This window comes from Asanoa sp. NPDC050611 (assembly GCF_040654855.1).
GTDB lineage: Bacteria > Actinomycetota > Actinomycetes > Mycobacteriales > Micromonosporaceae > Asanoa.
This window is the reverse complement of the sequence record NZ_JBFAIU010000427.1, coordinates 1-5,586: the sequence shown is the minus strand read 5'-3', so window position 1 is coordinate 5,586 and position 5,586 is coordinate 1. Positions and strand designations below refer to the sequence as shown.

Genomic DNA, 5,586 nt, shown 5'->3' with positions numbered 1-5,586 from the left:
GTCGGTCTTGAGGAAGACGCCGACCTTGACCGCGTCGGTGTGGACCGGGCCCAGGTCCTGCACGTGCGTACCCCCGTCCGAGTGTCCGGTTGCGACCCTGGGTGACTGCTGGTGAGCTGAGAGGCATGTCGGTTGGTGCGGTGTCGCAGATCCACGTCAGCGTGAGCGAGCTCGAGCGGTCCGTCCGGTTCTATCGGGACGTGCTCGGTGTGCCGTTCCTGTTCGACGTGCCGGGGCAGTCGATGGCGTTCTTCCAGAGCGGCGACGTCCGCCTCTATCTCGGCGTGCCCGAGTCCGAGGCGTTCGCCAGCAAGGTGACGCTCTACTTCACCGTCGACGATCTCGACGCCGAGCGCGAGCGGCTCGCCAAGGAAGGGGTCACCTTCCTCGACGAGCCGCATGTCGTGCACCGGGACGCGAACGGCGAGCTGTGGATGACGTTCTTCCGCGATCCGGACGGCCACAACCTCGCGCTCACCCAGACCCGTTAGAAACCGGTCCGTCCGGCTCCGTATTGATAGAGCGGGTTGCCGGTCGGCGTGGGCTGCTGGCCCGCGTCGATCTGCGCCCGCAACGTGCTGCGCTGCGCGGCCGTCGCGCCGAGGTCGTAGGGCAGGTCCCACGCCTCCGTCGCGTCGGCCAGCACGTCGCTGCCGCCCGGGCGGAGCACGTCGGCCAGGCTGCGCGGCAGTTGCCACGGCAGCTTGCCCGTCGGCGCGTAGTCGCCGAACAGCAGGCTGGCCAGGGCCGGGCCCATCTCCTCGCCACCGCGGTAGGTGACGACGATCGCGTTCGCCTGGTCGTTCCACTCGGTGATCACGTACGGGCGGGGCATGACCAGCGCGACCACCACCGGGATCCCCCGGGCGCGGAAACCGCGGATCAGCGCGAGCTGGTCCGGCGGCAGGTACGGCTGCTCCTTCACCCACTGCGTCCCGTGCGTGTAGGAGCCCTCCCCGACCGCGACGATCGCCACCTTCGGGTTGGGCGCGTCACCGGACACCACGTTGACCCCGGCCTGGGCACCCCGCGCGCGGATGGCGTCCAGCATGGTCAGCGAGCCGTACTCCTGGTGGAAGTAGCTCGTCCAGATGCAGCAGGCCGACGTGTCGGTCGCCCGCGGTCCGGCCACCACGACCGTGTCGCCGGCGGCCAGGCGCAGCGGCAGCACCGCGCCGTCGTTCTTCAGCAGCGTCATCGCCTCGCGCGACGCCTGGTTGGCCAGCGCCGTGTAGGACGGCTGGTGCATCCGGTACGGGCCGTTGACCGGGTCGCCGTACGGGTTCTCGAAGAGCCCGAGCTGGAACTTGATCCGCAGCACCCGCCGGACGGCGTCGTCGATCCGCGCCGCGGGCACGCCGGCGATGAACGACGACATCGTGAACCCCGCGGCGCCCGGGTCGGCGCCGCCCATCACGTCGGAGCCGGCCCGCGCGGCGCCGATCCAGGAGCCCCACGGCAGCCAGTCGGTGGTGATCAACCCCTGGTAGCCGAGGTTCTGTCGCAGGTAGGCGAGGATCGGCGCGCTGTCGCCCGCACCCGGGCCGCCCGGGTCCAGGAACGACGAGCCGGCGTACCCGGGCATGATGTTGACCGCGCCGGCCTCCATCGCCGCCCGGAACGGGATCATGTGGTACTTGATCGTGACACCGTCGTACACGATCAGCGCCTCGCCGCCCGCGCCCTCGCCCGGCCAGTGCTTGACCGTCGCGAGCACCGACCGCGGGTTGAGCTCCGGGCCGCCCTGCAGGCCCGCGACCAGCGCCCGCACCTGGGCCGCCGCCACCGCGGCGTTCTCGCCGTTGCCCTCCTGGATGCGCGGGTAGAGCACCTTGGTGCCGACCTCGGCGAGCGGGCCGAGCACGCCGCGGGTGCCGACCTCCAGCTGTTCCCGGCGCTGCATGTCGCCGAGCTTGTACTGCAACGGGTAGTCGCGGCCCGCGGCCAGTGCGCTCTGCGTCGGGTACGTGGTCTGGTAGCCGTGGATCGTGTCGCCGGCCGAGATGAACGGGATGCCGAGCCGGGTGCCCGACGAGCCGAGCAGCGCGGCGTGCAGGTCGGCGGCGCCGGCCGGGCCGAAGTGCCAGCCCGAGCGCGGGAACGCCTGGGCGTTGTAGAACATCTGGTACGCCTTCTCCTCGGCCGTCATGCGGCCCAGGAGATCGTTGACCCGGGTCTCGATCGGCTGGCGCCAGTCCTCGTACGGCTGGATCGATCCGTTGCGGTCCAGGTCCCGCGCGCCGCCGACGATGGTGATCCCGTCGGCGACGGTCTCGAGCGTGGGCACGTAGACGCTGAACCGGCGGATGGTGCTGGTGGACCCGTTCGCGGTGACGTACCACTTGTAGGTCCACCGGTCGGCAAGATCCCAGCTCGGGGTGTACGACGTGCCGGTGACCTCCGCTACCCGCGTGTAGAGGTCGAGCAGGTTGCCGGACGCGGCGAAGTCGTAGTCGGTCCGGCTGACGTTGATCCAGACCTGGTACCGCGTCGCGCCGCCGACCGCGGCCCACGACAGCGCCGGGCGGCGGGTCGTGGTGACCATCGCGCCGTCGGCCGGTGCGTTGAGCGCGAACTGGCCGGTCGTCCCCGGTGGCCGGGTCGGCCCGGAGAGCAACGGCGGCGTGGAGGCGCTGTTGTCGACCGTGCCGAAGACCTGCAGCTCCCACAGCGAGTAGCCGTAGCCCGTGGCGCGGGCGGTCCCGTACAGCCGCAGGAACCGTCCGGTGCCGCTGACCGCGAGCCGCTCGACCCCGCCGCGGCCGGCGGCGGTGCTGTAGACGGTGGTCCAGGCGTTGCCGTCGTTCGACGTCTCCAGGCGGTACGCGGACGCGTACGCACTCTCCCAGTTGAGCACGACCTGGTTGATGCCGGCGGTGCCGCCGAAGTCGACGCTGATCCACTGTGGATCGCTGAACTGGCTGGACCAGCGGGTGGTGGTGCGGCCGTCGACGGCGGCCGCGGGCGCGTTGCCACCCTCGTACGACGAGGCGTTGACGCTCCGGAACGCGGAGATCGGCGTGCCGCCGGCCGGTGGCGGATCGGTCGGACCACCGCCGCCGATCGTGCCGAACACCCGGAACTCCCAGAGCGAGTAGCCGTAGCCGGTGGTCCGGGCGGTGCCGTACATGCGCACGTAGCGGCCGGAGCCGGCGACGGCCAGGGTCTGCGTGCCGCCGGTCGCGGTGGTGGTGGAGTAGACGGTCTGCCACGGACCGCCGGCGGCGGCCGCGACCTGGATCTGGAAGGCCGACGCGGCGGCCGTCTCCCAGACGAGCTCGACCTGGTCGATCGCCGCGGTGGCGCCGAGGTCGACCTGCAGCCACTGCGGGTCGGCGAACGCGCTCGACCAGCGGGTGCCGGCGTTGCCGTCGACGGCGGCCGAGGCGGGCGTGCCGGCGTTCTCGGTGGACGAGGCCGTGGCGGTCTTGCCCTGGGAGATGAGCGGGCCGGCGGCGGCGGCCGGGCTGGCCTGCAGGCCACCGGCGACGAGCAGCGTGAGGATCGCGCCGGCGACGAGCAGCCGGCGGCGGGGTGGGGCTGGCATGTGCACTCCAATACGGGGACGGACGATTTGGAGAGCGCTCTCCAACAGAGTCGCGACCCAGTGGCCGCCAGTCAAGGGGGCGAATATTCGTCGCGGTCTCTTGACAACCGCGCCGCGCGGGACGAACGTCTGCCCCTGAGAGCGCTCTCACGCCCCTGCTTCCGTCCCCGCAGGAGTCCAGATGCCCCATGTCCTGTCCCGCCGCCGCGCCGCGCTCGCCGTGGTCGCCGCGGCCATCCTCCTCACCGCGCTGTTCGTGGTGACCAGCCGGTCGCCCGCGGACGCCGCCCTCGTCCTGGTCTCCCAGGGCAAGCCGGCCACCGCCTCCACGACCGAGAACGCGGCCTCGCCGGCCTCGGCCGCCGTCGACGGCAACGCCGGCACCCGCTGGTCGAGCGCGTTCGCCGACCCGCAGTGGATCCAGGTCGACCTCGGCACGACCACCCAGGTCGCCCAGGTGACGCTGCAGTGGGAGGCCGCCTACGCGCGCGCGTTCCAGATCCAGGTCGCGGCCGCCGCGTCCGGGCCGTGGACCACCATCTACTCGACCACCACCGGGACGGGCGGCACGCAGGCGCTGACCGTGTCCGGCTCGGGCCGCTACGTGCGGATGAACGGCACCGCGCGCGGCACGGCCTACGGGTACTCGCTCTGGGAGTTCCAGGTCTACGGCCTGATCGACACCGGCACCGGCTGCTCCGGCAACGCGGCGCTGAACCGGCCCGCGGCGGCCTCGACCGTCGAGAACGCCACGATGCCGGCCTCGGCCGCGTTCGACGGCAACGCGGCGACCCGGTGGTCCAGCGCGTTCACCGACCCGCAGTGGATCCGGGTCGACCTGGGCAGCACGCAGACGCTCTGCCAGGTGGTCCTGCAGTGGGAGCCGGCGTACGCGCGGGCGTTCCAGATCCAGGTCTCCGCCGGGCCGGACGGTCCATGGCAGACGGTGTACTCGACCACGACCGGCACCGGCGGGACGCAGACATTGTCCGTCTCCGGGTCCGGCCGCTACGTGCGGATGAACGGCACCGCGCGGGCCACCGCGTACGGGTACTCGTTGTGGGAGTTCGTGGTCCGCACCACGGGCGGTGGGCCGACCCCGCCGCCGACGTCGAACCCGCCGGGTGGCGGTGGGTTCTGGGGCGACACGTCGTCGATCCCGGCCGCGCAGAACGTGGTGATGGTCAAGATCCTCAACCGGACCAACGGCCGCTACCCGGACAGCCAGGTCTACTGGAGCTACAACGGGCAGGTGCACTCGATCGCCGAGCAGCCGTACTTCGACATGCCGGCGAACACGGCCGGGCGGATGTACTTCCACCTCGGCTCGCCGACCAGCGAGTACAACGACTTCATCGAGTTCACGGTGGGGCCGAACGTCTTCAACGGCAACACGACCCGGGTCGACGCGTTCGCGCTGAAGCTCGCGATGCGGCTGCACTCCCGCGACGGCTACGACGCGGCGGTCGGCGAGACGGAGGCGACGTTCGCCGAGACACGCGAGCAGACGTTCCAGCGGTTCTCGGACGCGGTGCCGGCGGAGTTCAAGCACCTGGCGACGATCCAGGCGCCGTACCGGATCCCGTCACCGGGCAACTCTCCCCAGTTCCGGTCCGGTGGGGCCTACCAGAACTACCTGACGGCGTACGCGTCGCAGAACGGCCTGCCGGCGTCCACCTCGGACATCTTCGGCTGCGCGGGCCCGCTGGCCAACAACGCGGCGGGCTGCGCGGCACTGAACCGGCACGTGGCGCACCTGCCGCAGGCGCAGTGGTCCAACCCGGCCAACTTCTACCAGGCCGCGCCGGCCAACTACTACGCGAAGTTCTGGCACGACCGAGCGATCAACAACCTGTCGTACGGCTTCCCGTACGACGACTACGCCGAACAGTCCTCGTTCATCTCACACGGCAGCCCACAGTGGCTGCTGGTGGCCGTGGGCTGGTAACCACTGCGCCGCCCCTTTGCTCTGCATCCATATACGCATCAGCTCGCGACGGGCTGTTGCGTATATGGATGCAGAGCAAAGGGGGCAGGGC

3 protein-coding genes are annotated in these 5,586 nt (G+C 71.3%); 2 read left to right on the top strand and 1 reads right to left on the bottom strand.

Features of this window, described 5'->3' with window-relative positions:
• The first annotated feature begins 125 nt into the window (after positions 1-125).
• Positions 126-491, top strand: coding sequence for a VOC family protein (locus AB0H87_RS37170; RefSeq protein WP_360156938.1), 366 nt, complete (start codon positions 126-128; stop codon positions 489-491).
• On the opposite strand, the gene AB0H87_RS37165 is transcribed toward AB0H87_RS37170, so the two are convergent.
• Complete coding sequence (locus AB0H87_RS37165; protein WP_360156935.1) at positions 488-3,547, bottom strand: discoidin domain-containing protein; 3,060 nt, start codon at positions 3,545-3,547, stop codon at positions 488-490. The genes AB0H87_RS37170 and AB0H87_RS37165 overlap by 4 nt on opposite strands.
• A gap of 181 nt (positions 3,548-3,728) precedes the next feature.
• Between AB0H87_RS37165 and AB0H87_RS37160 the strand changes: the two genes are divergently transcribed.
• On the top strand, positions 3,729-5,495 hold the full coding sequence (locus AB0H87_RS37160; RefSeq protein ID WP_360156932.1) for a discoidin domain-containing protein: 1,767 nt from the start codon (positions 3,729-3,731) through the stop codon (positions 5,493-5,495).
• Positions 5,496-5,586: the final 91 nt, after the last annotated feature.

Bases quoted from the DNA above. Each gene is read 5' to 3' on its own strand.
- AB0H87_RS37165 (WP_360156935.1), bottom strand. From the start codon at position 3,547: ATGCCAGCCCCACCCCGCCGCCGGCTGCTCGTCGCCGGCGCGATCCTC.
- AB0H87_RS37160 (WP_360156932.1), top strand. From the start codon at position 3,729: ATGCCCCATGTCCTGTCCCGCCGCCGCGCCGCGCTCGCCGTGGTCGCC.
- AB0H87_RS37170 (WP_360156938.1), top strand. From the start codon at position 126: ATGTCGGTTGGTGCGGTGTCGCAGATCCACGTCAGCGTGAGCGAGCTC.